Annotated in this window: 23 protein-coding genes and 1 tRNA gene; 18 read left to right on the top strand and 6 right to left on the bottom strand. The window is 64.8% G+C overall.

The features are described 5' to 3' along the window. Positions 1-151: 151 nt before the first annotated feature. The 7 genes from AncyloWKF20_RS07355 (at position 152) to AncyloWKF20_RS07325 (ending at position 6522) form a co-directional block, all read left to right on the top strand. Positions 152-227: transfer RNA gene (locus tag AncyloWKF20_RS07355), tRNA-Val, on the top strand. A gap of 42 nt (positions 228-269) precedes the next feature. After that, the gene (locus AncyloWKF20_RS07350) at positions 270-950 is read left to right on the top strand and encodes an HAD-IA family hydrolase (RefSeq protein WP_279317224.1); all 681 of its coding nucleotides are present in this window, start codon (positions 270-272) and stop codon (positions 948-950) included. After that, positions 937-1713, top strand: a complete 777-nt coding sequence (locus AncyloWKF20_RS07345) for an ATP12 family protein (RefSeq protein ID WP_279317223.1) — start codon at positions 937-939, stop codon at positions 1711-1713. The genes AncyloWKF20_RS07350 and AncyloWKF20_RS07345 overlap by 14 nt, the downstream gene beginning before the upstream one ends. 529 nt (positions 1714-2242) lie before the next feature. Next, positions 2243-2860, top strand: coding sequence for a hypothetical protein (locus AncyloWKF20_RS07340; protein WP_279317222.1), 618 nt, complete (start codon positions 2243-2245; stop codon positions 2858-2860). 41 nt (positions 2861-2901) lie between these two features. Beyond that, positions 2902-4188, top strand: coding sequence for an outer membrane beta-barrel protein (locus AncyloWKF20_RS07335; RefSeq protein WP_279317221.1), 1287 nt, complete (start codon positions 2902-2904; stop codon positions 4186-4188). Between the two features lie 94 nt (positions 4189-4282). After that, complete coding sequence (locus AncyloWKF20_RS07330) at positions 4283-5059, top strand: metallophosphoesterase (protein ID WP_279317219.1); 777 nt, start codon at positions 4283-4285, stop codon at positions 5057-5059. Next, positions 5056-6522, top strand: coding sequence for an O-antigen ligase family protein (locus tag AncyloWKF20_RS07325; protein ID WP_279317218.1), 1467 nt, complete (start codon positions 5056-5058; stop codon positions 6520-6522). Before AncyloWKF20_RS07330 ends, AncyloWKF20_RS07325 begins: the two co-directional genes overlap by 4 nt. A 32-nt stretch (positions 6523-6554) precedes the next feature. Here the strand turns inward: AncyloWKF20_RS07325 and AncyloWKF20_RS07320 are convergent, their stop codons facing one another. Continuing rightward, positions 6555-7172, bottom strand: coding sequence for a polysaccharide export protein (locus AncyloWKF20_RS07320; protein ID WP_279317217.1), 618 nt, complete (start codon positions 7170-7172; stop codon positions 6555-6557). Between the two features lie 251 nt (positions 7173-7423). Here AncyloWKF20_RS07320 and AncyloWKF20_RS07315 point away from each other — a divergent pair, with 251 nt between their 5' ends. Beyond that, entirely contained in the window at positions 7424-9622 is a 2199-nt protein-coding gene (locus tag AncyloWKF20_RS07315; protein ID WP_279317216.1) for a polysaccharide biosynthesis tyrosine autokinase, read from the top strand. Further along, entirely contained in the window at positions 9612-10280 is a 669-nt protein-coding gene (locus tag AncyloWKF20_RS07310; protein WP_279317215.1) for a hypothetical protein, read from the top strand. The genes AncyloWKF20_RS07315 and AncyloWKF20_RS07310 overlap by 11 nt, the downstream gene beginning before the upstream one ends. On the opposite strand, the gene AncyloWKF20_RS07305 is transcribed toward AncyloWKF20_RS07310, so the two are convergent. From AncyloWKF20_RS07305 to AncyloWKF20_RS07295, 3 genes are all read right to left on the bottom strand, one after another. After that, entirely contained in the window at positions 10259-11476 is a 1218-nt protein-coding gene (locus AncyloWKF20_RS07305) for an acetate/propionate family kinase (RefSeq protein ID WP_279317214.1), read from the bottom strand. The two genes, AncyloWKF20_RS07310 and AncyloWKF20_RS07305, sit on opposite strands and share 22 nt — an antisense overlap. A 3-nt stretch (positions 11477-11479) precedes the next feature. Then, positions 11480-12436, bottom strand: coding sequence for a phosphate acetyltransferase (locus AncyloWKF20_RS07300; protein ID WP_279317213.1), 957 nt, complete (start codon positions 12434-12436; stop codon positions 11480-11482). A gap of 147 nt (positions 12437-12583) precedes the next feature. Continuing rightward, positions 12584-13294 (bottom strand): FCD domain-containing protein, encoded by a 711-nt coding sequence (locus AncyloWKF20_RS07295; RefSeq protein WP_279317906.1) that lies wholly within the window; start codon positions 13292-13294, stop codon positions 12584-12586. 193 nt (positions 13295-13487) lie between these two features. Here AncyloWKF20_RS07295 and AncyloWKF20_RS07290 point away from each other — a divergent pair, with 193 nt between their 5' ends. The 5 genes from AncyloWKF20_RS07290 to AncyloWKF20_RS07270 are packed head-to-tail and all read left to right on the top strand — an operon-like array spanning position 13488 to position 17611. Beyond that, positions 13488-14492 carry an ABC transporter substrate-binding protein gene (locus AncyloWKF20_RS07290; protein ID WP_279317212.1) on the top strand — a complete coding sequence of 335 codons (1005 nt, stop codon included), beginning with the start codon at positions 13488-13490 and terminating at the stop codon, positions 14490-14492. A gap of 10 nt (positions 14493-14502) precedes the next feature. Continuing rightward, complete coding sequence (locus tag AncyloWKF20_RS07285) at positions 14503-15333, top strand: ABC transporter permease (protein WP_279317211.1); 831 nt, start codon at positions 14503-14505, stop codon at positions 15331-15333. 3 nt (positions 15334-15336) lie between these two features. After that, positions 15337-16143: an ABC transporter ATP-binding protein gene (locus AncyloWKF20_RS07280; RefSeq protein ID WP_279317210.1), complete on the top strand. Its 807-nt coding sequence runs from the start codon at positions 15337-15339 to the stop codon at positions 16141-16143. Positions 16144-16154: 11 nt separating this feature from the next. Then, the gene (locus AncyloWKF20_RS07275; RefSeq protein ID WP_279317209.1) at positions 16155-16907 is read left to right on the top strand and encodes an ABC transporter permease subunit; all 753 of its coding nucleotides are present in this window, start codon (positions 16155-16157) and stop codon (positions 16905-16907) included. Continuing rightward, positions 16907-17611, top strand: a complete 705-nt coding sequence (locus AncyloWKF20_RS07270; protein WP_279317208.1) for a fumarylacetoacetate hydrolase family protein — start codon at positions 16907-16909, stop codon at positions 17609-17611. The genes AncyloWKF20_RS07275 and AncyloWKF20_RS07270 overlap by 1 nt, the downstream gene beginning before the upstream one ends. Before the next feature lie 58 nt (positions 17612-17669). Here the strand turns inward: AncyloWKF20_RS07270 and AncyloWKF20_RS07265 are convergent, their stop codons facing one another. Further along, positions 17670-18047, bottom strand: coding sequence for a RidA family protein (locus AncyloWKF20_RS07265; protein ID WP_279317905.1), 378 nt, complete (start codon positions 18045-18047; stop codon positions 17670-17672). A gap of 42 nt (positions 18048-18089) precedes the next feature. Then, entirely contained in the window at positions 18090-19478 is a 1389-nt protein-coding gene (locus tag AncyloWKF20_RS07260) for a formimidoylglutamate deiminase (protein WP_279317207.1), read from the bottom strand. A 94-nt stretch (positions 19479-19572) separates the two neighbouring features. Between AncyloWKF20_RS07260 and hutI the strand changes: the two genes are divergently transcribed. The 4 genes from hutI to hutU are packed head-to-tail and all read left to right on the top strand — an operon-like array spanning position 19573 to position 24826. Beyond that, positions 19573-20775: an imidazolonepropionase gene (gene hutI / locus AncyloWKF20_RS07255; protein ID WP_279317205.1), complete on the top strand. Its 1203-nt coding sequence runs from the start codon at positions 19573-19575 to the stop codon at positions 20773-20775. Continuing rightward, positions 20772-22307, top strand: a complete 1536-nt coding sequence (gene hutH, locus AncyloWKF20_RS07250; RefSeq protein ID WP_279317204.1) for a histidine ammonia-lyase — start codon at positions 20772-20774, stop codon at positions 22305-22307. The genes hutI and hutH overlap by 4 nt, the downstream gene beginning before the upstream one ends. Before the next feature lie 2 nt (positions 22308-22309). Beyond that, positions 22310-23128 carry an N-formylglutamate deformylase gene (gene hutG, locus AncyloWKF20_RS07245; RefSeq protein WP_279317203.1) on the top strand — a complete coding sequence of 273 codons (819 nt, stop codon included), beginning with the start codon at positions 22310-22312 and terminating at the stop codon, positions 23126-23128. 12 nt (positions 23129-23140) lie between these two features. Next, positions 23141-24826 (top strand): urocanate hydratase, encoded by a 1686-nt coding sequence (hutU, locus tag AncyloWKF20_RS07240; RefSeq protein ID WP_279317202.1) that lies wholly within the window; start codon positions 23141-23143, stop codon positions 24824-24826. Positions 24827-24832 lie beyond the last annotated feature (6 nt).

Raw genomic sequence — 24832 nt, 5'->3', positions numbered from 1 at the left:
GGCGCCATCGCCCGTTTATGCGCCCCGTTGCCTCTCCCCGTTTCTTCGCCCTCTTGCCCGCGCGGCGATCCGATGCTTTAAGCTCGGCCTGCGCCGCCCAGGGGCGGTACGCGCTGGCGCGGTCCTCCGCGGCCGCGGCGCTGCGTTTTCCGGGCGGTTAGCTCAGTTGGTAGAGCATCTCGTTTACACCGAGAGGGTCGGCGGTTCGAGCCCGTCACCGCCCACCATTCCCGCCGTGCCGCGCGCGGCCTCCTGCCGGAAGGGCTGCCGTGAAACTCGTCCTGTTTGACTGCGACGGAACGCTGGTGGACAGCCAGCACGTCATCGTCGAGGCGATGCGCCGCGCCTTCACGCGGGCCGAGCTCGACGTGCCCCCGCGCCCGGCCGTGCTCGGTATTGTCGGCCTGTCGCTGGTCGAGGCAATGCGTGAACTCGGTGGCAACGCGCCCGCCTTTCCCGCCGAGACGCTGGCCGACCTCTACCGCGACGCCTTTCGCGAGCTCCGGGCCGAGGGGGGCTTCGTTGAGCCGATGTTTCCAGGCGTGAAGGCGGTGCTGGACCGGCTCACCGCGCGTGACGACGTGGTGCTTGGCATCGCCACCGGCAAGTCGCAGCGTGGGGTTGCCGCCGTGCTGAGCCATCACGGGCTTGAAGGGCGTTTCGCTACCATCCAGACGGCGGATGACGCCCCGTCCAAGCCCCACCCGGCCATGGTGCTGCAGGCGGCCGCCGCCACCGGTATCGCACCGGAAGCCACGGTGCTGATCGGCGACACCAGTTTCGACATGGAGATGGCGCGTGCCGCTGGCGCGCGCGGCATTGGCGTGACCTGGGGCTATCATGCCCCGGCCCTGCTGAGCGAGGCGGGGGCGGAGCGGCTGGTCGAGCGCGCCGAGGACCTTCTGCCGGCCATGGAAGACTTGTGGAGCGCCACGCATGAGCGGGTCTGAGACCACCGATCTCGCGGGCAAGCTCGCGGCACAATCCGCCGCGCCACGCATGAAGCGGTTCTACACCGCCGCCAGCGCCGCCCCCACGGCCGAGGGTGGCTTCCGCATCGAGCTCGACGGGCGGCCTGTGCGCACGCCCGGGCGCCGCATCGTGCAGGTTCCGGTGCGCGCGCTGGCGGAGGAGATGGCCGCCGAATGGGCGGGGCAGGGGGAATTCATCGACCCGCTGACCATGCCGGTGACGCGTCTGGTCAATTCCGCTCTCGACGGCGTCGAGCCGAACCGCGCCGCTGTGGCGGCCGAGATCGTTCGATATGCCGGTTCGGATCTTCTCTGCTACCGCACGGAGGGGCCCGCCGCTCTGGTCGAGCTTCAGAGCCAGATATGGGATCCGCTGCTCGACTGGGCGCGCGAGGAGATCGGGGCCACGTTCTTCCTCAGTGAAGGCGTTGTCTATGTCGAGCAGCCCCGACGCAGCCTCGAGGCGATCGCCGCCCATCTGCCGGAGGATGCCCTGCGCCTTGCCGCGTTGAATCTCCTGACCACGCTCTCCGGCTCAGCCCTCGTCGCTCTCGCACTCTGGGGCGGACGGCTCGCGCCTGAAGAAGCCTGGCGGGCGGCGCATATCGACGAGGAAGTTCAGGAGAAGGCGTGGGGTACAGATGCGGAGGCCACGGCGCGCCGCGCGGCCCGATTCCGTGATTTTGCCGCTGCCGCCCTGTGTCTCGAGCTCATCGAACAGGCTGAACGCCTTTCCAGCTAACGATTCTCGTTCCTGCGACAGAATCGCGCGCCGCTTTTGCCGGCGCACGGCTGCTTGAGCAATGAGCGTGCCCAAGATAAGAGCGCCCGATCGTGCATGACCCCCATATTCATGGGGCCTAGAAATATTGGTAATTCCAGATGCCAGCGCTGAAGTTGCAGTGCAGCAGAGAAATTTGCGGTTACGAATTATCGCATTCCGTCAATTTATCCTGCGTCATCTCGACGAAATGGGCGGCTTATCTGATGAATATCCGAAATTAATTTAGTCTTAATCGGCCGGTTTGCCGCCTCACGCAGCGAAGATTGTTGTTGTCGATCAGAAGAGAGACTGACATTGCCGGTATCGTTATTTGCCGGTCAGCGCAGAAGTCGGGGAGAGGATCGGGGTACCGCTCATTTGTTCCGAATTTGCCGATATTTAGTCGCCTCTGTTGGCGGTAAATGTTGACCAGTGTGGCTTATCTGCACTAGTGTGGGTGCTGCAGTATGGTAATCATGAATCGCGGAAATCAGGGTTGGGGGATCCAATGGCAGTCGGTCTTGCGCGTGCTGCGGCTGTCGCGTGTGTCGTGGCGTTCGGTGCTACCTGCGTTGGTGGTGTGCCGGCCGTTGCTCAGACGACGAATGTCCTGACGGCGGTTCAGTTCTCGGCCTCCCTGTCGGCGGAGCAGCGTGTTGCGGCCGTGAAGGACCGGATCGCGGCTCTGGTGAATGCGGTTCGTTCCGGGCAAGTGACGGCGAACCAGGCGCGTGACGCGATCCGTAATCTGATTGCTACCAATCCTGCTGTGGCCGGGGATGTCGTCAAGGCGATCATTACCGTCAGCAAGGAGGGTGTTCCTGGGCTGCCGCCGAATTTGAGTCTCACTCAATTGCTCGCGGATGGTGTCGCGCTTGGTGTGCGTGAGTTGCAGGTTGTGGCGGCGACCAATCCGAGCGCTCAAGCTGCTCTCCAGTCGGTCAATCAGGTCTTTGTTGATGAGGGTGTGTCTCGCGGGAGTGCGTTTGGGGCGCAGTTCGCGGTCACGCTGAATGCGGCGGGTGGCGCATTGCTGCCGCCTCAGCTGGCGCCGGAGACCAGCCCGATCGCGGTGATCATTCCGTCGCTGCCGAACGATACGACCAACGAAATTAGCCCGACCTGATGATGTTGAGGGGCGTTGTGAATCTGAGAGGGGCGGGGGTCATGAGGAAGAACGTAGCAACAGTAGGGCTGGTATCGGCTCTTCTTGGTAGCGTGTTTGGTGGGGTTGCCGTAGCGGCTGAGTACCCGCCGTCGGCCTCCGCGTCGGCGACGTCTTCTGATCCGGCACTGTTGAGTGTTGGTGATCGCGCCGCGGCTGCGGTCAACTCGCCGGGTGTGGCGCTGTCGTCCTTTACGATCCTGCCGTCGCTCTATGTGAGCGAGGGGTATAACGACAACATCACGGCGACCAATACCAACGAGAAGGCGGACTGGATCTTCACGGTTCGCCCCGCTGTGGCGGTGAAGTCCGACTGGACCCAGCATTACCTTGGTTTTGATGGCTATTTCCAGAGCGGCACTTACGCCAAATACAGCAACGCCGACTATCAGAGCTACTCGGTCGGCACGAATGGCCGCCTCGATGTGACCGGCGATCTTGAGCTCATTGGTTATGCCCGCTTCTCGCACCTCAACGAGCTGCCTGGCGACGACGAAACCGACAACAACCTGACCTCGCCGCTGCCCTACGACCAGACCACGGCGGGTGTCGGTTTTCGCAAAACGTTTAATCGTCTCTGGACGCGTGTCCTGTTCGATTTCCGCGACCGCGCCTTCGCTGACAACATTGACGGCGTCCCAACGGATCAGACCTATCGCGACGGTCAGGATTATAAGATTAGCGGTCGCGTCGGCTACAATATCAGCCCGCTGACTAGTGTTTTCCTGGGTGCCAGCTATGACTGGGCCTTTATGGAAAACACGGATTACAACGCCGAACAGTACACATTTACAACTGGTTTGGAGTTTCAGCCGTCGCGCCTGACGCGCGGTGAAGTCTATGTCGGCTACAGCTACTGGGATGCGGAAGGCAATATCGACTCGGTTCCTCACTTCACCTATGGCGCCAATCTCGACTGGTTCGCCACGCCTCTGCTGACAATCAATTTCAACGCGAAGCAGGAAGTGTTGACCTCGAATTTCGAGTATGAGGGGCTGAACGGCTCCAGCGTGCTGAGCTCGACGGTCGGTCTGCGTGGCGACTATGAATGGCGCCGCGACATCCTGCTCTCCGCCTGGTTCAGCTACCAGAACCAGAATTACGAAGATTACCCGCGTGACGACGACCAGTATGTCGCCGGTGCGGAAATTCGCTATCTCTGGAACCGCTACGCAACCTTCCGCCTGACGTACAACTACACGGATTACTCCTCGAGCCTCAACGGCGTGAACGGCGTCGAGGACTACCAGCAGAATGTGGTCAGCGCGGCCGTCGTGCTCACTTACTGAGCGCTCTGTGTACGGACCATCCGCGCTTGCGGGTGGCATGCCTTTGGGGACAGTTTGGCTGGGGGGCTAAGCGTTTTCGTCGATCCCGAGGTCATTGGCCGGCGTCATGTTGTTTTCCCGCTTTCGTGCGCGGGCGGTTGTCCCCGAGCCGCCCACCTACAGCATTCCCGCTGGGCAGCGGGTCTACGCCTTCGGCGACATTCACGGCCGGCTTGATCTTCTGGATCGTCTCCTTGCCGTGGCTCTGCAAGATGCTGACCGCAGCCCAGCCGGACCCTCCTCCGCTCTCTTCATCTTCCTCGGTGATTACATTGATCGCGGCGCCGCAAGCCGTCAGGTGCTCGATCGCCTGATCGAGGGGCGTGACGCGGCCGGGTGGATCTGTCTCAAGGGTAATCACGAAGTGATGCTGCTGGAGGCTCTCGACGGGCAGCGCGACTTTGACGTCTGGCTGGCGAATGGTGGAGTAGAGACGCTGTTCTCCTATGGCATCGTGGCGCGGCAGTACTTGGCCGCCGGCGGAGAGGATGCGTTGCGCGCCGCGACGAGCGAGGTTATCCCGCCCGCCCATCTTGCGTTCCTGCGCGACCTCCCGACGTCCCATGAGCTCGGCGGCTATTTCTTCTGCCATGCCGGCGTGCGCCCCGGCGTTCCGCTGGAGCGCCAGGCCCACGACGACCTCATCTGGATCCGCGATACGTTCATCGAGTCCGCCGCCGATCATGGGCGGCGGGTGGTCCATGGTCACACCCCGGTTATGGCGTGCGAGATCCTGCCGAACCGGATTAATGTCGATACTGGTGCCTACCTGACCCATCGTCTCAGTTGCGCGGTGCTGGAGGCGGCGGAGGTGAGGGTGCTGACCACATGAAAGCGGCGACAGCCATGCGGGCCGTACGCGCGAACCGTGACGATCCGCGGTTCCTGCGCCGGGCGGACGGGGTGGAGAGCCTCAACGATCTGATTTTCGTTGTTTTCCTCGTCACGCTTGCCTGGCTGCCTTTGGCCTTTGGCAGCAACCGTCCGATCGCTTGGGCGACCAATGCCATCCTGTTCGGAAGCATGCTGGCGGTGATCGAACTCGGCTTCCTGCTCGGCGATCGGCCTCGTCCGGTCGCCTTGCGTCGTTTGGGATGGGCCCTGGGAGTGTTCGCGGCGGTCGCCGGCTGGATCGTTGTGCAGACGCTGCCGGGCCTTCCGCTGTCGTGGCGCAGCGATTTCTGGCAGATCGCCGCCGATGTGCTGACATCTGTCCCGGGCGCGCCGCCAGTTCACGGCAGCATATCCACGACCCCCGATGCGGGTCTGGTCGCCCTGCTTCGGCTGGCGACGACGGCGGCCGCGTTTTATCTGGCGGTTCAGCTTTGCCGTGATGGTCTGCGCGCGCGTCTGTTCGCCCTTGGTCTTGTCGGGATCATTGCCGTTTATGCGCTCTACGGCATCATCCAGCTGATCGCGTTCCCGGAACAGCTGCTCTGGGGGCCAAAGTTCGCTTATCCCGGTGCGGTTACGTCCACCTTCATCAACCGCAACAGCTTTGCCACGTACGCCAATGTTGGCCTCGTGGTTGCGCTGGCTCTCGTGTTCGATAGCCTGCAGGGGGACGGCGTGTCGCGGCATCTCCCCTTCGCGCTGCGGCTGTCGGAGCTTATGGCCCGGGTGGTGCGGCAGGCGCTGCCGCTGATGGTGCCGCTGCTGGTCATCGCCATCGCGCTGCTCTGGACCTTATCGCGCGCTGGTCTGCTTTGCGGCATTTTTGGTGTTGTTACCTTGATTGCCCTGTATGGCGTGTCCGGTCGCCGTTCGGTTGCGCATGGCATTGCCGGATTGCTTGTGGCACTTGGGTTTGTTGCTCTCGTGCTCGCGTATGGGGAAGGCACCGTGGAGCGTGTCGACACGGCGGATGGACTCGATACGCGGCTCAGCGTAGCGCTGCAGACGCTTGAGGCGGCACGCGATGTGCCGGTCACCGGCTTCGGTTATGGCAGCTTTGCCGATGTCTACCCGGTTTACCGAAGCGACCGGTTCCTCAACTCCTTCTGGACCAAGGCCCACGATACCTATGTCGAGCTTGCTTTCGAGCTGGGTTTTCCTGCGACGCTCGCCCTGCTTGCCCTTGGCGCCGGCGTGCTGGTTGTCATGATGCGGAACATCGCGCGCCGCGAGAGGCGGCCTCTGCTCAGTCTCGCGGCGCTCGCGGCCAGCGTCGCGGCGCTCACGCATTCGCTGGTCGACTTTAGCCTGCAAATCCAAGCGGTCGGTGTAACCTTCTGGGCCTTGCTCGGTGCCGGACTGACCCAGAGTTGGAGTCGCCGCATCGACACGAGCCGGTAAGACGCCTGATGCGTCATGACCGGCTCGCGTGATCAGAACAGGCGCTCTGCAACTCGCACGATATCGCCCGGATAAACCATAGTCGTCGTTGTAACTGGGTAGGAATATTCCTGGCTCTGGCCGGCCCGTCGAATGAACACCGTCTGGTCATTGGCCCGATAGGTAAATCCACCGGCGACTGCGGCCGCACTGACGATATTCATGCCATTGCGGTAAGGGTACTCACCCGGCTTGTGGACTTCGCCAATTATATAAAATGGCCGGTACTTCAGAATTTCTACGTTAACGCGCGGATCGCGCATGTATCCACTAGAAAGCTTCTCACTGATCGACTGTTCGAGCTGGCGCTGCGACAGGCCAGCTGCCTTCAGTGAGCCGATCAAAGGGATCGAAATCATGCCGGATGAGTCGACCTCGAACTCACCGGACAGCGATGCCTCGTTGAAGACGTTGAGGCGAATGCGGTCACCGGTTCCCAAAAGGTACTCTGGGGGCGTATCCGTGGCGGCTGCGCTGGGCGGCGGTGCGCTGGGGGCTCCGGCGCATCCCGAGAGCACGGCGGCGGCGGCGCCTAGTAGTAAAACTCTGCGGAAGTGGTTGAGTGAAGTCTTTTCACCGTCAACCCCCCACTTGCGTCGTGCAGGCATCATTCTACCTAACAAGCTTAGTGGATAGTCTTGATGTGGCTTTTGGTGGTTCGGTCTAGAATTGTACTATGCCATTCAAATCCCTGACATAGGCAAGTGTATAACCACAAAAAATTATAGCACTCTCGCTCGGCAGCGTCGCTATGAATCGTGCATTATGTGAGTATAATGCACGGTGACCGAGAGGGTGGCGCAGGGCTGTTCGGCGGGCGCGGTTCCTCGGTTTATGTAGGCGACGTCCTGAGTGGGTTGAAATGCACGGTCAGATTGCGGAATTCTCTCGGTCGGAAGAGGGCGGTCGGTTCGACCTACACCACGCTGTTGACTTCCTGCTTCGTCGCTGGCCGCTGATTGCGATGGTGGCTGCGAGCGTGCTGGCTGCTGCCTTTGTAATTTATCTTACGATTACTCCGACTTATACAAGTACCGCTGAGGTTCTTCTTGACAGTTCGTCGCGAAGCGGTTTGGGCAATGAGCTCTCGCCTCTCGACGATAAGACGGTGATCGATGATCAGATGGCGATTCTGACGTCGGTCAATTTTCTGAAGCGTGTTGTGGAGCATGAGAAGCTCAATGAAGATCCCGAATTCGGCGCGCCAGAGGTGTCGATTCTAGCGCGACTGAAGTTGCTTGTTGGGCTCGGTGGGGCGCCGGCACCGGCCGCCGTGTCGCAACCGACGTCCGGGGATGATATCGACCCCACGACGCGCGGTACTATAGGGCGGCTGACGTTGGCCATGACCATTGGCCGCAAGCCGCGATCCTCCATTATAACCATCGCGGTTGCTTCGGAAGATCGCGTCAAGGCTGCACGCATCGCTAACGCAATTGCGGATGCTTATATTACGGACCAGCTTGAGAGTAGATTTGAATCAGCCCGGCGTGCGTCTTCTTGGCTTACTGAGCGCATGCAGAGCCTTCGCGAGGCTCTGCGTGCTTCGGAAGAGGCCGTTGTCAAGTTTCGCAACGATAATAACATTGTTGCTGTTGGATCCAGAACTCTCAATGATCAGCAACTCTCGGAAGTAAACGCTGAGTTGGTGCAAATTCAGACGGAAGCCGCCGCCAAGAAGGCCAAGTACGAGCAGGCTCGAGATCTACTTGAAAACGGCGGTAAGGTCGACTCCATTCCTGACGTCATTAAATCGGGCGTGATCAGCGACCTGCGCGGGCGGCTCGCATCGGTCTCTGCCCGTGAGGCGGATTTGGTGTCTCGATATGGCGAGCGTCATCCGCTCGTCGTCAATGTACGAGCGGAGCGCCGGGAGGTCGAGCGTCTCATAAATACTGAAATTCAACGTATCATTGTAAACCTCAAGAATGACTACGACGTCGCCCAAACACGTGCCGATGCGATGGAGGCCAACGTTGCCAGTGCGTCGGGTCAGGCTGGTGCCGAGAGTTCGCTCACGATCCGGCTGCGTGAGCTCGAGCGCGACGCCCAGGCAAATCGCACGCTCTACGAAACATTTCTGACGCAGGCCAAGCTGACTTCTGAGCGTTCTGAGATGGACATTCAGGATGCTCGGATCATTACCCCGGCCTTGCCAGGCGGTGGGCCAACCTCTCCGAGCCGTCCGCTGTTCCTCGGCGCTGGAGCTGCACTCGGGTTGATTGTCGGCTTCGGTGTTGCTCTCCTTCTCGACCTGCTCAACTCCGGCTTCACCAGCCCGCGCCAGGTGGAGGAGCAGACGGGGCTGCCGGTCCTGTCCTCTGTCGAATGGGCGGACTTCCCGGAGATGGAAGCGGGAGGGGCCGTGCCCGTCCTGAAATTCCTCGTAGAGAAGCCCTTGTCCCGGTTCAGTGAATCTATACGCAGCCTGCGGGCAGGCGTTCAGATGTCCGACGTCGACAATCCGCCTCAGGTGGTGGAGATCACCTCCGCCTCGCCGGGTGAGGGCAAGACATCGCTGGCGATTTCGCTCGCCGTCTCCGCGGCGACATCGGGCAAGCGCGTCTTGCTGATCGACTGCGATCTACGGCGTCCGTCCATTTCGCAGCAGTTCGGGCTGACCGATCGGCCAGGGCTGGTGGAACTGCTGGCGCAGACCGCGGCGGCCGAGGGCATTCTCCATCGCGACAAGCTGTCGGGCGTCTATGTGCTCGGTTCAGGCGCGAAGACGCAGAGCCCGCCCGACCTGCTCGGGTCCGCGCGGATGCAGCATCTGATCGACCAGTTGCGCCAAAGCTTCGATCTGATCATCGTCGACGCGCCGCCTGTCGGTCCCGTGGTGGATGCGGCGGTGCTCGCGTCGGTTGCGGACAAGGTGGTCTTCGTAGTCCGCTGGGGCGTGACAGCGCGCGAGTTCGTTCGTCATTCGCTGGAGCGCATCCCGGGCGACCGCAAAGTGTGCGGCATCGCGTTCAACATGGTCGATCTGCGCCGGACGCCGCGCTATGGCCGCTACTCCTATTACTCGTCGGCCTATTACAAGAAGTACTATGTCGGCTGATCAATCGGGCGCTGGCGTCGGGCGTCCATTGCGGATTGCCGGCTCCCTCGCGCTCATCGCGGCGGCATCGCTGCTGGCGTTCGGTGGCGTTCGGCTCTGGCGGTTCCAGTCGCTGGATGACCGAGTCATGGTGAGCCTCGCCGGCGACTATCTGAAGGCCGAGACCCTGCAGCCGCTTATCGCGCTGCAGGCCGAGGTGGGCGAGTGGGCGAACACCGTGGGTGTCCGCAACCGCGCCCGCGAGCTTTATCTCAGGCTTGGCCAGGCGATGGCCGATCCTCCTGGCCGCACGCAGGTCAATGCGGCAAGCGTGCTGGCGGTTGATCCGGTCAATTCCGCCGTGTGGCTCGATCTTGCGACCTCTAGCTGGCTGTTGCGCTCGCCCGATCTGGCAATCGCCGCATGGAACACGTCTTATGTGACCGGGCCGCGCGAGTTTGATCTCGTGCACTGGCGGGTGGCCTTCATGCTCAATCTCTGGCCGGAATTGCCCGACAACGCCAAGAGCATGATGTTCTCGCAGCTTCAGATCGTCCTCGGCGACAGCAACCGCCATTTCGGTCCGTTCTGGCGCCGGCTGCTGGCGACCCTTAACCCGGATATACGGGCGCAGGTCGAGCGGGATTGGAAGGCGTATCAGGGCCTCGGCGCGCCCTGACGCGCTTCACTTTCGACGTCTCCGAGCAACCGCAGCGTGTGGCGGGCGATCATGCCTTCTTCGTCGGTCGGGATGACGAAGGCCCGCAGGCTTGAGCCGGGGGCGTGAATGCGCAGCGCATTCCGTGCATTCGCATCCGCATCCAGCTCCAGGCCAAGAAATGCCAGCCGCTCCGCGATTCGCGCCCGCACCGGTGCGGAGCGCTCGCCAATTCCCGCAGTGAACACAAGCGCATCAAGGCCGCCCAACGTGACGATGAACTGCGCCACCGCCTGAGCGACCTTCAGGCAGAAGTAATCTACCGCCAGCGCCGCCTCAGGGGCATCGCTGGAGATGAGCTCGCGCATGTCGCTGCTGATGCCGGAGAGGCCCTTGAGGCCGCTGTCATGATAGAGCAGATGGCCAACTTCGGACGGACTCATGCCCTTCTGCTCAATGAGATGAAGCACCACGCCCGCATCGAGAGCGCCGCAGCGTGTCCCCATGGGTAGCCCGTCCAGAGCGGTGAAGCTCATGGTGGAATCCTGACTGGCCCCATCGCGAAGCGCGCAGGCGGAAGCGCCGGAACCGAGATGCGCGATGACCACGGCGCCCGCGGCCGCGTGTGGGTCGATGGCGCGCAGGCGCGCCGACACATACTCATAGGACAGGCCGTGAAAGCCGTAGCGGCGCACGCCATCCTCATAAAGGGCGCGGGGCAGGGCGAAGCGGTCGGCGATCTCCGGGTGCCCACGATGAAAAGCGGTGTCGAAACAGGCAACCTGCGGCAGATCCGGCCGGCGCTGGCGGATCACACGGATGGGGTCGAGATTGGTCAGCTGGTGGAGGGGGGCTAGCGGAATGAAGCTTTCCAGCCGTGCCAAAACCGCGCTGTCGATCAGCACGGGGTGGCTATAGTCCGGTCCACCATGCACGACGCGGTGGCCGACGCCGATCAGATGGTGGTCGTCGATGAGGGGGGTGATCCAGTCGCCAATGGCGTGTTGCGCATCATGTGGGCCGGCGATCTCCTGCGCGGTGAAATCCTGCTCCACGAGGGATTGCCCGGCACCGTCGCGGGCCCGCAGGCGCGGGCGTGTACCGATGCCGTCGAGCGCCCCGGCGATCATCACCTCCAGTTCATCGCCCGTCACGCCGTAAAGCTTGAACTTGATGCTGGACGAGCCGGCATTCACTACGAACAGGACATCGCTCATCGCTCAACCTCCCAGCCCGGGCTGACGCAGCCGCGCATCGGCGTAAAGCACAGCCACTGCGCAGGAGGCGAGGCGGGTCTTCAACGTGTCGGCGCGGCTCGTCAGAATCACCGGCACGCGCGCGCCCAGCACCAGCCCGGCGGCGTCGGCGCCAGCCATGAAGGTGAGGTTCTTCGCCAGCATGTTGCCGGCCTCAAGGTCGGGGGCGACGAGTATCTGCGCCCGGCCGGCCACGGGTGAGGTGAGCCCCTTGATGCGCGCGGCTTCCGGGGAAATGGCGTTGTCGAGCGCCAGCGGTCCATCCAGGTCGGCACCGGTGATCTGCCCTCGCTCGGCCATCTTGCACAGGGCGGCGGCGTCAATGGTGGAGGGGATGCTGGTGGTGACCGTCTCCACCGCGGATAAAATCGCCACACGCGGACGCCCGAGACCAAGGCCGAGATGGAGGTCGATAGCGTTCTGCACAATGTCGCGTTTCGCATCGAGGTCGGGAAAGATGTTGACCGCCGCGTCGGTGATGAACAGGGGCTCGGGATAGGACGGGACATCCATGATGAAGACATGGCTGACGCGCCGTCCCGTGCGCAGGCCGGTGTCCCGCGCCGTGATCGCGCCGAGAATCTCGTCGCTGTGCAGGCTGCCCTTCATCAGCAGTGCGGCGTCGCCCGCGCGCACCAGCTCGACGGCGCGGGCGGCCGAGGCCGCGCTGTGCGCGGTGTCCATGAGGGTGAGGCCGGTAAGATCGAGCCCATGCTCGCGCGCGACGGAGGCGATCCGCCCCTGCGGGCCGACAAGAATGGGGGTGATGAGCCCGGCGCCGGTGGCATCAAGGGCGGCGCGCAGCGAGGATTCATCGCAAGGGTGGGCGACGGCCGTGCGCAGAGGGCCGAGGGCGGCCGCGCGGGCTATGAGACCGTGATAATTGCCGTGGGCGGGATGCGGGCTGATGGAGCTGTTCATCTGGTTCCTTGCGACCCGTGGCGCGGCCGGGCGGGGCCATGCCGTGAGACTGCCACGGGACGGTGAAGGCGCCGTGGCGTCCTTGACCTGTCGCAAGAGACCAGAAATTGCCACGCCCCGCCAGCGCGGGGTCTGACTGAGGCCGCGTCAGTCCTCGTTGGCGGCGCGCATCTGCTTTTCCAGCAGCTTGCGCTCCACCGTCTGGAGATGGGCACGCATGGCGGCTGCGGCGGCGGCCATGTCGCGATTCTCGATGGCGTCGACGATCGCCTCATGCTCGGCAAAGCTGTGATGTGTCGGCAGGGGGCGAACCGGCGCGGTGCGCAGCCGGCCCCAGGTCACGGCCCGGCGCACCGCGTTCAGCGTATCGAACAGGCCGAGCAGCAGGCTGTTCTGCGTCGCTTCCGCGATGGTGCGGTGAAGCCGCGTATCCCAGCCTTCATATTGCCGCCAGGTGTCGGCCTGCCGCGAGCGGGAAAGACACAGGCGCATTTCGGAAATGGCCGCGGGCGTCGCGGTGAAGGCCGCGGCGCGGGTGATCTCCGGCTCGATCACCAGACGCGCGCGCATCACCTCGGCCGGGTTGCTGCGCCGCGCGAGGGCGGTGATGTCGGCAAAGGTGTCGAGCGGGCGGCTGCCCATGAAGGTGCCCTTGCCGACATGGCGCCAGAGCTGACCTTCGGCTTCCAGCACGTCGAGCGCCTTGCGCAGCTCGGTCCGCGAGACGCCGAGCGCGGCCGACAGCTCGCGCTCGGGCGGCAGACGGCCGTCATCGGGCAGGTCTGTCTGCGCGAGATAGGCGCGCAGCTGGGTGACGATTCCCTTTTCCGGGTGGGTATCAGGCTGCGGGTTCAGCATGGCGGCGCGGGTCAACCAAAGTTCTCATTGGTTCAATCTATGGGATGGCCAGACCTTGCGGTCAAGCCGTTTTGAACTTGACCTAACGATAGAGCCAATATAAACCAAATATCAATTGGTCGCCAACCTCGCGGGGTATCGGCGCCGTTGAAGCCATCCGTGGAACCAACCACCGGCATCATGGGAGACGTAAATGCTCAAGAGCCTGACCAAGGGATTGGTGCGCCTTTCCGGCACCGCCGCCGTGCTTGGTTTTAGCGCGGCGCTCGCTTTCTCGCCCGAGGCTGAAGCCAAGGTGCGCGTTGCCTATGGCGATATTGCCAGCGTCGAGAACCTTCATCTGCTGGCCGCTTTCGAGCTGGCCAAGGAGAAGGGCGTCGACATCGAGATGACCTATCTGAAGTCCGAGGACATTGCGGCGCAGGCCGTGGTAGGTGGGCAGGCGGATATCGGTGTCGGCGGCCCCTATGCGCTGATCCAGAAGGTGAAGGTGCCGGTGCGCATCTTCCTGCAGCTCTCCACGCTGCGCTTCTACCCGGCCGTCAATGCGGAGTTCTACAAGACCTGGAAGGATCTCGACGGCCAGGAGATCGCCGTCCATTCGCGCGGCTCCGGCACCGAAGCCATCATGAAGCTGATGGAGGAGAAGCAGGGCATCAAGTTCTCCAAGATCAGCTACATCCCCGGCTCCGAAGTGCGCACCGGCGCGCTGCTGCAGGGCAATGTGAAGGCGACCATCGTCGACACCAACGGGCGCAAGCTGCTGGCGGCCAAGGCCCCCGGCAAGTTCATCATCCTGCCGCTGGATGGCGTGAACGCCACCGACGAGGCGCTGTTCGCCCGGCAGGACTTCCTCGACAAGAACCCGAAGGACGTCGACATCATCGTCGAGGCCGTGCTGACCACCTGGCGCGAGGTGACCAAGAACCCGGCGATCGTTGCCGAGTGGCGCACCAAGTACAAGCTGCTGCCGGATCTGCCGGCCGATCAGGTCGCCGAGATCACGCCCTATTTCACCGAGCTCGCGCAGGGCAAGGCCTTCCCGCTCAATGGTGGCGGTCAGGCTGCGGCCAAGGATGACTTCGCCTTCTACACGCTCTCTGGCCAGCTCACCGGCAAGCCGGACGAGCTGAAGGTCGAGGAGTTCTGGGCGCTCGAGCCACTGAATCGTGCGCTCGGCAAGGTCGGCACGAATTGAGGCCGGCCTGATGGCGCTACCCGCTGACGTGAACGGCTCCTCGCGAACCGTCCCCGGCGCCGAAGCCTCCTCCATCTGGAGGAGGCTCTCGGAGCACCGCTCGGCCCTGTGGCGCATCGCCTCCATCGGGCTCTTCTTCCTCATCTGGGAAGTCGCCGGTCGCATTCCGATCAGCTTCGCCTTCCCGACCTTCCTGGAGACCTTGCGCGCCTTCGTCGCCATGACGCTCGACGGCTCCTTCGCCGCAGCCTACGCCGAAACGCTGCAGCCGCTGGTGATCGGCATTGCCATCTCCACCGTGATCGGTATCGCGCTCGGCATCGTGATGGGTCTGTCGCGCTTTGCCGAATGGCTGATCGCGCCGGTGTTCATCGTCGTGCAGGCCGCGCCCATGGCGGCGCTGATCCCGCTGATCACTTTCGTCTACGGCATTGGCCTCGTGTCGAAGACTCTGGCGGTGATCATGCTTTCGCTGCCGGTCATCGTGCTCAATGGTTACAAGGCGGTACGCAACGCCAATCCGTCATTGGTTGCGATGTGCTACTCCTTCCAGGGCACCTGGTGGCAGCGGATCACCAAGATCATCATCCCGGACGCCAGTCCGGTGATCTTCGCCGGCCTGCGCCTTGGTCTCGCCGCTGGTTTCATCGGCGTCATCCTGGCCGAACTGCTGATCACGCCCACCGGCATCGGCGACCTCATCACCTATCACCGCTCGGTGGCGAACTACGCGGAGATGTATGCCGCGGTGGTCTCCATCATTCTCGTCTCCACCCTGACGCTGGCTGTGCTTGAGGCTTTCGAGCTTCGCGTGCTGCGTCCCGAAAAGAGAAGGGCCTGAACCATGCGCAACATCACGGCGCACGCCGCTTCCGCCGCCAGCCGTCCGGCCGGCGCCGACGTCGCGGTCGAGGTGCGGGGCATCTGCAAGATGTACAATGAGGTCGAGGCGCTGCGCAGCATCGATCTCGACTTTCCCGCCGGCAAGCTGACCACGCTGCTCGGTCCCTCCGGCTGCGGCAAGACCACCCTGCTCAAGATCATTGCCGGCCTGATCCCGGCGACGTCGGGCGAGATCCGGGTGAACGGCAAGACCGTTACCGGCCCCGGCCCGGAGCGGGCCTTCGTGTTCCAGGACTTCGCGCTGATGCCCTGGGCCACGGTGATGCGCAACGTCGCCTTCGGCCTCGAGCTGAAGGGCATGGGCAAGGACGAGCGCCAGTCCATCGCCCGCAAATACATCGCCGAGGTCGGGCTCGCCGGCTTCGAGAACAAGTACCCGCACGAACTCTCCGGCGGCATGCGCCAGCGGGTGGGCCTCGCCCGCGCCTTTGCGGTCAACGCCGACGTGCTGCTGCTCGACGAGCCGTTCTCGGCGGTGGACGAGCAGAACCGCCGCAAGTTCCAGGAGGACCTGCTGCGCCTTGTCGAGCTGGAGAAGAAGACCTTCATCTTCGTGACCCATTCGATCGAGGAAGCGGTCTACTGCTCGGATCGCATCGTCATCCTGTCCCGCCGTCCGGGCCGCATCGCCCAGATCATCGAGCCGGAGATCGACCGCTCCGCCTCGCCCGACGCCATTCGCCGTGACCAGGGCTATCTCGATACGGTCGAGGAGATCTGGCAGGGCCTCAAGCGCTACGTCGATTAGGGGAGGGCGCGATGACACTTTTCGGCTATCGCGTGCCCATGATGGCCTCGCTCCTCGTCTGGTGCGTCATCTGGGAACTGGTCGGGCGCTCGGGGGCGATGTTCCTTATCCCGCCGCTGTCCGACGTCCTGGTGGCGGCAGTTGCTCTGGTGCAGACCGGCACCTGGCAGGCGGCCGCGCTGACAACGCTGAACAGCTTCCTCGTCGGCATGGCCTTCGCCATCGTGGTTGGCATCATCCTTGGCGTGCTCATGGGGCGCTTCAAGGCGGTCGACAACCTCATGGGCATCTGGGTCAACATCTTCGTCTCGGCACCGCTCTCCGCGCTCGTGCCGGTGCTGATGATCCTGTTCGGCATGGGCGAGACGACGGTGGTCGTCACCGTCTTCCTGTTCGCCGTATGGATCATTGTGCTGGACACCCGCGCCGGCATACAGGGCGTGCCGAATTCGCTGGTCGAGATGGGGCGCAGCTACGGCGCCTCGACCTTCGCCCTCTACGGTAAGATCATCCTTCTTGCGGCGCTCCCGGAAATCCTGGCCGGCATCCGGCTCGGCGTGGTGCGCGGCGTGAAGGGCGTGGTGATCGGCCAGTTGCTGGTCTCGATCATCGGCTATGGCGAGTTGTTCGAGCTCTACTCGCGCAACTTCGACATGGAGAATTTCTGGGCGCTGACCATCATCCTGTTCGCCGCGGCGATGGGACTGTCGGCTCTCATCGAAAACATTGAGAAACGCGTCGATTATTACGCAGGAGTACGCTGATGAACGCCCCTCTCGACCACGCCGCCTATGTGATCACGCCTCCTGGCATTCCGACGCTTCCCGTCGAAGGCTCGGACAAGCTGTTTCCCATCCACCGCGTCTATTGCGTCGGCCGGAACTATGCCGAGCACGCGATCGAGATGGGGCATGATCCGAACAAGGAGCCGCCCTTCTTCTTCCAGAAGAACCCCGACAACGTCATCACCAACGGCACCTTCCCCTATCCCGACAAGTCCAGCGACGTGCATTACGAGCTCGAAATGCTCGTGGCGCTCGGCAAGGGCGGGGTGAACATCCCGGTCGAGACGGCGATGGAGCATGTGTGGGGCTATGGCATCGGTCTCGATATGACCCGCCGCGACCTGCAGGGCGAGGCCAAGAAGCTCGGCCGGCCGTGGGAAGTGGGCAAGGCCTTTGAAGCGTCCGCCCCGTGCTCGGCGCTGGTGCCGGCTTCCAAGATCGGTCATCCGACCGACGGCAAGGTGTGGCTCAACGTCAATGGCGTGCAGCGTCAGGTCGGCGACCTCAACCAGATGATCTGGAAGGTGCCGGAGATGATCTCCATTCTCTCGGGCCTGTTCGAGCTCAAGGCCGGCGATATCATCATGTCCGGCACCCCCGCCGGCGTCGGCGCGATCGTGCGTGGGGATGTGATGGAAGGTGGCGTGGATGGTGTGGGCAGCTTCACCGTCAAGGTGGTCTGAGCGCCTCCCATCCGAAGACGGAAAAGGCGGCCCTCAGGGCCGCCTTTTTTGTTAGTCGTCAGGATGGGCGGCGGGCGACGAGGTCGATCTCGACCAGCGCCTCGCGTGCGAGGCCGGTAACGCCGACGCAGGTGCGGGCGGGGCGGCGATCCGTGGGGAAATAGGACGCGTAGGCGGCGTTCATCGCCGGGTAGTCGCGCTGGAACTCCGTCAGGTACACCCGCGCCTGCACCACATGGGAGAGGTCGAGCCCGAGCCCTTCCAGCACGATGACGAGATTGTCCATCACCCGCCGTGTCTGCGCCTCGACGCCCTCCGGGAGCGGGCGGGAATCATCGTCCGGCCAGGTCGGCATCTGCCCGGTGATGAACACCCAGCCATCGGCCTCGACAGCATGGCTGAACGGCGCGACCGGCGTTGGCGCGCCGGGAATCATGAGAAATTGCAGCGACATGGAAGCTCCGGTGAAGAGGCTGATTCAGGCAGTAAGCTTGGCACGAACGGCGGCGAAGCGCCGACGGGCGGCCTCGCGGTCGCGATGGATGCCGGCCTCGACCAGCTTAAGGCCGCGCCGCCAGACACAGTCAACCGCCTGACCGGCCGCGCCGAAGATCCAGCTATCAAGAATGCCGTCGCCGGTCCTGTCCAGAAGAGACGGATGGCGGGCGTCGAGGCTGACAAGATCGGCGGGAGCGCCGACCTCCAGCCCAACGGGCGCGCCCAGCGCCTGGCCGCCGCCCTGGAGCGCCCCGGTGAACAGGCTCGCGCCGGTGGAGCGGCCTTCGCTCATGGCCAGAACGTTGCGGGCGCGGTGGGCGAGGCGCTGGGAGTATTCCAGCAGGCGCAGTTCCTCGGCGGCGTCGATCCGCACATTGGAATCCGAGCCGACGCCATAGCGTCCGCCAGCTTCCAGAAAGGCCGGGGCGGGGAAGATGCCGTCGCCCAGATTGGCCTCGGTGATCGGGCAAAGCCCTGCGACGGCTCCGCTTTTTGCGAGGCGGGTAGTCTCGTCCTCGGTCATGTGGGTGGCGTGAATGAGGCACCAGCGCGCGTTTACCGCTACCTGATCGAGCAGTAACTCCACCGGGCGCCGGCCGGAGAAGGCGAGGCAGTCCTCGACCTCTTTCATCTGCTCGGCGACATGGATGTGGATGGGCCCGGTGGTCAGCGGGAGGAGGCGGCCGATCTCGGTGAGCGTCGCGGCGCGCAGGCTGTGCGGGGCGAGGCCGAGCACCGCGTCGGGAAGCGCCGACATCGCCTGCCGGGCTGATTCAAGCAGGCGGGCGAAGCTGCTGACACTGTTGATGAAACGCCGCTGACCATGGGTCGGTGGCGCGGCGTCGAAACCACCATGGGCGTAGAACACCGGCAGTAGCGTCAGCGCGATGCCGGTTGAGGCGGCGGCCGCCGCGATGCGCTGCGAAAGTTCGCCTAACTCATTGTAATGATAACCGTTTATGTCGTGGTGCAGATAGTGGAACTCGCCGACGCGGGTGAAGCCGGCTTCGAGCATCTCGACATAGGCGAGGGTGGCGATGGCCTCGACATCGTCGGGGTCCATGCGGTCCACCGCGCGGTACATGGCCTCGCGCCAGGTCCAGAAACTGTCGCCGGTGGGGCCGCGCACTTCGGTGCCGCCGGCGAAGGCGCGCTGGAAGGCGTGGCTGTGGAGATTCGGGAGTCCCGGCAAGGCGATGGCATGGCGCTCTGAGGCGCCGCGCGAATCCGTTCCCACGGCGATGCCGGTGATCCGTCCGTCGCTGACAGACAGAGTCACGTTCCGTGCCCAACCCTCTGAAAGAAAGGCGTTTTCAAACCAGAGGGTGGTCGTCGGTGCGGCCGGGCTGGGGCTCTCTGTGCCGGACATGGGGGTGTCGCTCCCGAGGGCTATGGACAAGGCGGTCGAAACGTCATTATGTATAGACATTATCCATCCGCCTGTCACCGATGAAGGAGAGGCCATGCGCTGCGACCGTCTCTGGCGAGGCGCCCGGATCGCCACGCTGGCGCCCGACCGGCCCGGCCTCGGCGTCATCGAAAACGGCGTCATCGGATGCCGGGATGGACGCATCGTCCTCGTGGCCGATCAGTGCAGTGAGGTGGAGTGTCAGGCCGATGAGATCATCGAGTGCGAGGGGCGCTGGATCACCCCGGGGCTGATCGACTGCCACACCCATCTCGTCCATGGCGGCGACCGCGCGGCCGAGTTCGAGCAGCGCCTCGCCGGGGTCTCCTATGAGGCGATCGCGCGGGCAGGAGGCGGTATCGTCTCCACCATGCGGGCCACCCGCGCGGCGAGCGAGGATGAGCTGGTCGCCTCCGCCACCCGCCGGCTCGATGCGCTGATCGGGGAGGGCGTCACCACGGTCGAGGTGAAATCCGGCTATGGGCTCAATGCCGCCGCCGAGCTGACCTCGCTGCGTGCCGCGCGGCGGCTCGGGCGGGAGCGGCCGGTCTCGGTCACCACCACCTATCTCGGCGCCCATGCGCTGCCGCCGGAATTCGCTGGCGACAAGGACGACTATATCGATTCGGTGATCGCCCTGCTGCCGCAGATCGCCGACGAGGGGTTGGCGGATGCGGTGGACGCTTTCTGCGAGGGCATCGCCTTCTCGCCCGCGCAGGTGGCGCGGGTCTTCGCCGCGGCGAAGGGGCTGGGCCTTCCGGTGAAGCTGCATGCCGACCAGCTCTCCAATCTCCATGGCGCGCCGCTCGCGGCCTCCTTCGGCGCGCTGTCGGCCGACCATCTCGAATATACCGATGCCGAGGGCGCGGCCGCCATGGCCAAGGCCGGCACCGTGGCGGTGCTGCTGCCGGGCGCCTTCTATTTCATCCGCGAAACCAAACTGCCGCCGGTCGATCTCTTCCGCCAGCAGGGCACCAGGATCGCTCTGGCGACCGACTGCAATCCCGGCACTTCGCCACTCACCTCGCTGCTGCTGACGCTCAACATGGGCGCGACGCTGTTCCGCCTCACCGTCGAGGAATGCCTCGCCGGGGTGACGCGCGAGGCGGCACGCGCGCTGGGGCGGCTGGATGAGGTGGGCACCATCGAGGTCGGCAAATATTGCGACCTCGCCATCTGGGATATCGAGCGCCCGGCGGAGCTGGTCTACCGCATGGGCTTCAACCCGCTTCACGCCCGCGTCTGGAGGGGCCAATGACACAGATCGTCCTGAAACCCGGCGAGGTGAGCCTAGCCGAATGGCGCGCGGTCTATCGCGGCGCGTCGGTCGCCCTCGACCCCGCCGCGCGGCCGGTCATTGCCCGCAGCGCCGCCGCCGTGGCGGCGATCCTCGCCAAGGGCGAGCCGGTCTATGGCATCAATACCGGCTTCGGGAAGCTCGCCAGCGTGCGCATTCCCGATGCTGATCTTGAGACGCTCCAGCGCAACATCGTGCTCTCCCACGCCGCGGGTGTCGGCGAACCCATGCCGGTGTCCATCGCCCGGCTGATGATGGCACTGAAGCTGGCTAGCCTCGCGCAGGGAGCGTCCGGCATCCGCCCGGCGACCATCGAGCTGCTCGAGGCCATGTTGGCCAAGGGGCTGACGCCCGTCGTGCCCTGCCAGGGCTCGGTCGGCGCCTCCGGTGACCTCGCCCCGCTCGCCCATATGACGGCGGCGATGATCGGGGTCGGCGAGATCTTCGTGGGCGGCGCCCGCCTCACCGCGGGCGAGGCGCTGGCGCAGGCCGGTCTTGCCCCGGTGACGCTCGGCCCCAAGGAAGGGCTGGCGCTGCTCAACGGCACGCAATTCTCCACCGCCAATGCGCTCGCCGGGCTGTTCGAGGCCGAGAACCTCTACCGTTCGGCACTCGTTACGGGCGCGCTGTCGACCGATGCGGCGCGCGGCTCCGACGCGCCCTTCGACCCGCGCATCCATGCCTTGCGCAAGCATCGCGGGCAGATCGAGACGGCTGACGCGCTGCGCGCGCTGATGGCGGGCTCGGCCATCCGCGCCTCCCATCTCATTGGCGACGAGCGGGTGCAGGACCCCTATTGCCTGCGCTGTCAGCCGCAGGTGATGGGCGCGGCGCTCGATGTGCTCCGGCAGGCGGCGACGACGCTGGAGACGGAAGCCAATGGCGTTTCTGACAATCCGCTGATCTTCCCTGAGGAGGGCGAGGCGCTGTCGGGCGGCAATTTCCACGCCGAACCGGTCGCCTTCGCCGCCGACATGATCGCGCTGGCCGTCTGCGAGATCGGCTCGCTTGCCGAGCGACGCATCGCCATGCTGGTCGACCCGGCGCTGTCGGGCATGCCGGCCTTCCTCACCCCGAAGCCGGGGCTGAATTCCGGCTTCATGATCCCGCAGGTGACGGCGGCCGCGCTGGTGTCGGAGAACAAGCAGCGGGCCTATCCGGCGAGCGTCGATTCCATTCCCACCTCGGCCAATCAGGAAGACCATGTGTCGATGGCCGCCCATGGCGCGCGCCGGCTGCTGGGGATGGTGGAGAACGCGGTCTGCGTGCTCGGCATCGAATTGCTGGCAGGCGCGCAGGGCTGCGATTTCCACGCCCCGCTTGCCTCGTCGCCCGTCTTGGAACAGGTGCGGTCGCGGCTGCGTGCCGAGGTGCCGCATCTCGACGAGGACCGCCATTTCGCGCCCGACATGGACAAGGCCAACGCCCTCATCCGCTCCGGCGCCATTGCCGGGCTGGCGGCGGCGCTACTGCCGACGGTGAGCGGGGCGTGACGATGACCCATCCCCCCTTCCTCACGGTCCGTCGCGGGACCGCCCCGCTGGTACTGTCCATCCCCCACACCGGCACCGACATCCCGCCGGAGCTGGAGGTGGACCTCGTTTCGCCCTGGCTGGCGCGAAAGGATTGCGACTGGTGGATCGAGACGCTCTACGATTTCGCTGCCGAGCTCGGCGCGAGCGTGGTGCGCACCGCGATCTCCCGCACCGTGATCGACGTGAACCGCGATCCCTCCGGCGCCTCGCTCTATCCCGGCCAGGCGACGACGGAGCTGTGCCCGACCACCACCTTCGACGGCGAACCGCTCTACAAGGACGGCCGGGCCCCCGATGTGGCGGCGCGGCGGGTCGGCTTCTTCGACCCCTATCACGCGGCGCTGGCCGCCGAGATCGAGGCCGCGCGTGCCGCGCATGGAGCGGTGGTGCTCTATGATTGCCATTCCATCCGCTCGGTGATCCCGCGCCTGTTCGAGGGCACGCTGCCCGAACTCAATCTCGGCACCAATGCGGGAGCGAGCTGTGCGCCGGCGCTGGAGGCGGCGCTGGTCGCGCTGGGCGAGGGGACCGGGCGGCCTTTCGTGGCCAATGGCCGCTTCAAGGGCGGCTACATCACCCGCCATTACGGGCGGCCGGAAGCGGGCGTTCATGCCGTGCAGATGGAGCTCGCCTGCCGGGCCTATATGCCGGAGCCGCTCGGTCCCGTCGGCCCGGACAACTGGCCCGCGCCCTATGATCCCGCCTATGCCGCGCCGCTGCGCGACAGCCTGATCCGCCTCTTAAAGACCGCCATCGCCTTTGCCCGCTCGCGCGCCTGAAGGATCCCGATCATGAGCTCGCCCCGCCTCGACAATTCCCGCACCGTCCGCGCCGCCCGCGGTACCGAGCTCTCCGCCAAGAGCTGGCTCACCGAGGCGCCGCTGCGCATGCTGATGAACAATCTTGACCCCGAGGTCGCCGAGCGCCCGCATGAGCTGGTGGTCTATGGCGGCATCGGTCGGGCGGCGCGCAGCTGGGCGGATTTCGACAAGATCGTCGCCGCGCTGCGCGATCTCGACGAGACGCAGACGCTGCTGGTGCAGTCGGGCAAGCCGGTGGGCGTGTTCCGCACCCACAAGGACGCGCCGCGCGTGCTCATCGCCAATTCCAACCTCGTGCCGCACTGGGCGACCTGGGACCATTTCAACGAGCTGGATAAGAAGGGGCTGGCCATGTACGGCCAGATGACCGCCGGCTCGTGGATCTATATCGGCACGCAGGGCATCGTGCAGGGCACCTACGAGACCTTCGTGGAGGCCGGGCGCCAGCACTACAACGGCAATCTCACGGGCAAGTGGATCCTGACGGGTGGCCTCGGCGGTATGGGCGGCGCACAGCCGCTCGCTGCCGTCATGGCCGGGGCCTGCTGCCTCGCCGTCGAATGCGACGAGACCCGCATCGATTTCCGCCTGCGCACCCGCTATGTCGACGCCAAGGCGCACACGCTGGACGAGGCGCTGGCGCTGATCGACCAGTGGACGAAGGCCGGCGAGGCGAAGTCCGTCGGCCTTCTCGGCAATGCCGCCGAGATCTTCCCCGAACTCGTCGCACGCATGAAGGCCGGCGGCATGCGGCCGGACATCGTCACCGACCAGACATCCGCCCATGACCCGATTCACGGCTATCTCCCTGCCGGCTGGAGCGTCGCCGAATGGCGGACCAAGCAGGAGAGCGACCCCAAGGCGGTGGAAGCCGCCGCCCGCGCCTCGATGAAGGTGCATGTCGCCGCCATGGTCGATTTCTGGAACGCCGGCGTGCCGACGCTCGACTATGGCAACAACATCCGCCAGGTGGCGAAGGAAGAAGGTTTCGAGAACGCCTTCGCCTTCCCCGGCTTCGTGCCGGCCTATATCCGCCCGCTATTCTGCCGGGGCATCGGCCCGTTCCGCTGGGCGGCGCTCTCCGGCGACCCGGAGGACATCTACAAGACCGACGCCAAGGTGAAGGAACTGCTGCCGGACAACACCCACCTGCACAACTGGCTCGACATGGCGCGCGCGCGCATCGCCTTTCAGGGCCTGCCGGCGCGCATCTGCTGGGTCGGGCTCGGCGACCGTCACCGGCTGGGGCTTGCCTTCAACGAGATGGTGCGCACGGGCGAACTGAAGGCGCCCGTCGTCATCGGCCGCGACCATCTCGATTCCGGCTCGGTCGCCTCGCCCAACCGCGAGACCGAGGCAATGCGCGACGGCTCGGACGCGGTTTCCGACTGGCCGCTGCTCAACGCGCTGCTCAACACCGCCTCCGGTGCCACCTGGGTCTCGCTCCATCACGGCGGCGGCGTCGGCATGGGCTTCTCCCAGCATTCCGGCATGGTGATCTGCGCCGACGGCACGGATGACGCCGCCCGCCGGCTGGAGCGCGTGCTGTGGAACGACCCGGCGACCGGCGTGATGCGCCATGCCGATGCTGGCTACGACATCGCGCTCGCCTGCGCCCGCGAGCAGCAGCTGGACCTGCCGGGCATTCTGGGCTGAGGCGAG

Source organism: Ancylobacter sp. WKF20, assembly GCF_029760895.1.
Lineage (GTDB): Bacteria > Pseudomonadota > Alphaproteobacteria > Rhizobiales > Xanthobacteraceae > Ancylobacter.
This window is presented reverse-complemented; position numbering and strand designations above follow the sequence as displayed.

Coding starts and splice junctions, on each gene's coding strand:
- AncyloWKF20_RS07345 (WP_279317223.1), top strand. CDS start 937: ATGAGCGGGTCTGAGACCACCGATCTCGCGGGCAAGCTCGCGGCACAA.
- AncyloWKF20_RS07340 (WP_279317222.1), top strand. CDS start 2,243: ATGGCAGTCGGTCTTGCGCGTGCTGCGGCTGTCGCGTGTGTCGTGGCG.
- AncyloWKF20_RS07335 (WP_279317221.1), top strand. CDS start 2,902: ATGAGGAAGAACGTAGCAACAGTAGGGCTGGTATCGGCTCTTCTTGGT.
- AncyloWKF20_RS07325 (WP_279317218.1), top strand. CDS start 5,056: ATGAAAGCGGCGACAGCCATGCGGGCCGTACGCGCGAACCGTGACGAT.
- AncyloWKF20_RS07320 (WP_279317217.1), bottom strand. CDS start 7,172: ATGATGCCTGCACGACGCAAGTGGGGGGTTGACGGTGAAAAGACTTCA.
- AncyloWKF20_RS07315 (WP_279317216.1), top strand. CDS start 7,424: ATGCACGGTCAGATTGCGGAATTCTCTCGGTCGGAAGAGGGCGGTCGG.
- AncyloWKF20_RS07310 (WP_279317215.1), top strand. CDS start 9,612: ATGTCGGCTGATCAATCGGGCGCTGGCGTCGGGCGTCCATTGCGGATT.
- AncyloWKF20_RS07305 (WP_279317214.1), bottom strand. CDS start 11,476: ATGAGCGATGTCCTGTTCGTAGTGAATGCCGGCTCGTCCAGCATCAAG.
- AncyloWKF20_RS07300 (WP_279317213.1), bottom strand. CDS start 12,436: ATGAACAGCTCCATCAGCCCGCATCCCGCCCACGGCAATTATCACGGT.
- AncyloWKF20_RS07295 (WP_279317906.1), bottom strand. CDS start 13,294: ATGCTGAACCCGCAGCCTGATACCCACCCGGAAAAGGGAATCGTCACC.
- AncyloWKF20_RS07290 (WP_279317212.1), top strand. CDS start 13,488: ATGCTCAAGAGCCTGACCAAGGGATTGGTGCGCCTTTCCGGCACCGCC.
- AncyloWKF20_RS07285 (WP_279317211.1), top strand. CDS start 14,503: ATGGCGCTACCCGCTGACGTGAACGGCTCCTCGCGAACCGTCCCCGGC.
- AncyloWKF20_RS07280 (WP_279317210.1), top strand. CDS start 15,337: ATGCGCAACATCACGGCGCACGCCGCTTCCGCCGCCAGCCGTCCGGCC.
- AncyloWKF20_RS07275 (WP_279317209.1), top strand. CDS start 16,155: ATGACACTTTTCGGCTATCGCGTGCCCATGATGGCCTCGCTCCTCGTC.
- AncyloWKF20_RS07270 (WP_279317208.1), top strand. CDS start 16,907: ATGAACGCCCCTCTCGACCACGCCGCCTATGTGATCACGCCTCCTGGC.
- AncyloWKF20_RS07265 (WP_279317905.1), bottom strand. CDS start 18,047: ATGATTCCCGGCGCGCCAACGCCGGTCGCGCCGTTCAGCCATGCTGTC.
- AncyloWKF20_RS07260 (WP_279317207.1), bottom strand. CDS start 19,478: ATGTCCGGCACAGAGAGCCCCAGCCCGGCCGCACCGACGACCACCCTC.
- hutI (WP_279317205.1), top strand. CDS start 19,573: ATGCGCTGCGACCGTCTCTGGCGAGGCGCCCGGATCGCCACGCTGGCG.
- hutH (WP_279317204.1), top strand. CDS start 20,772: ATGACACAGATCGTCCTGAAACCCGGCGAGGTGAGCCTAGCCGAATGG.
- hutG (WP_279317203.1), top strand. CDS start 22,310: ATGACCCATCCCCCCTTCCTCACGGTCCGTCGCGGGACCGCCCCGCTG.
- hutU (WP_279317202.1), top strand. CDS start 23,141: ATGAGCTCGCCCCGCCTCGACAATTCCCGCACCGTCCGCGCCGCCCGC.